General features: G+C 65.7%; 1 protein-coding gene. It reads left to right on the forward strand.

Going from position 1 to position 1,166, the window contains the following annotated elements:
- Positions 1–1,166 (forward strand): molybdopterin-dependent oxidoreductase (locus tag ACUN9Y_RS22080; RefSeq protein WP_445462901.1); only part of this gene is annotated, 1,166 nt, incomplete at both ends.

Below are 1,166 nucleotides of genomic sequence, written 5' to 3' on the forward strand. Positions count from 1 at the left end.
GCCCACGACAGCGTGGCCCGAGTCGCCTTCCCCTACTTCGGCGGCGTCAAGCACGAGCACTTCCCCCACGTCGACGGCAACGAGGTGCTGCACCACCACCTGCCGGCCAAGAAGCTGACCCTGGCCGATGGTCGTGAAGTGCTGGCCGTGACCGTGTTCGATCTGATGTGCGCCAACTACGGCATCGACCGTGGCTTCAGCGCCCAGGACGGCCAGGGCAACGAAGACGATGGTGCCACTTCATTCGACCAGGTGCGCCCGTATACGCCCGCCTGGCAGGAGAAGATCACCGGCGTGCCGGCGGCCCAGTGCATTCGCATCGCCCGGGAGTTCGCCCACAACGCCGACAAGACCAGCGGTCGCTCGATGATCATCGTCGGTGCCGGGATGAACCACTGGTACCACATGGACATGAACTACCGTGGCCTGATCAACATGCTGGTCATGTGTGGCTGCATCGGTCAGTCCGGCGGTGGCTGGTCGCACTACGTCGGCCAGGAAAAGCTGCGCCCCCAGACCGGCTGGACCCCGCTGGCCTTCGGCCTCGACTGGCAGCGCCCGCCGCGCCACATGAACGGCACCTCGTTCTTCTACAACCACTCGAGCCAGTGGCGCTTCGAGAAGCTCGAGGTCAAGGAAATCCTGTCGCCGCTGGCCGACCCCAAGAAGTACACCGGCAGCCTGGTCGACTTCAACGTGCGCGCCGAGCGCATGGGCTGGCTGCCATCGGCGCCGCAGCTTGGCACCAACCCGCTGCACCTGGCCAAGGCCGCTGCCGACGCCGGCCAGTCCACGGTCGACTACACCGTGGACCAGCTCAAGCAGGGCAAGCTCGCCTTCGCCGCCGAGGACCCCGACAACGCCCAGAACTTCCCGCGTAACCTGTTCGTGTGGCGCTCCAACCTGCTGGGCTCCTCCGGCAAGGGCCACGAGTACATGCTCAAGTACCTGCTCGGCACCCGCCACGGCCTGCAGGGCAAGGACCTGGGCGAGATGGGCGAACAGCTGCCCGAGGAAGTGACCTGGCACGACGATGCCCCGGAAGGCAAGGTCGACCTGCTGGTGACCCTGGACTTTCGCATGTCCACCACCTGCCTGTACTCCGACGTGGTGCTGCCCACCGCGACCTGGTACGAGAAGGACGATCTCAACACCTCGGACATGCA

It is taken from the genome of Halomonas sp. V046 (genome assembly GCF_052645355.1).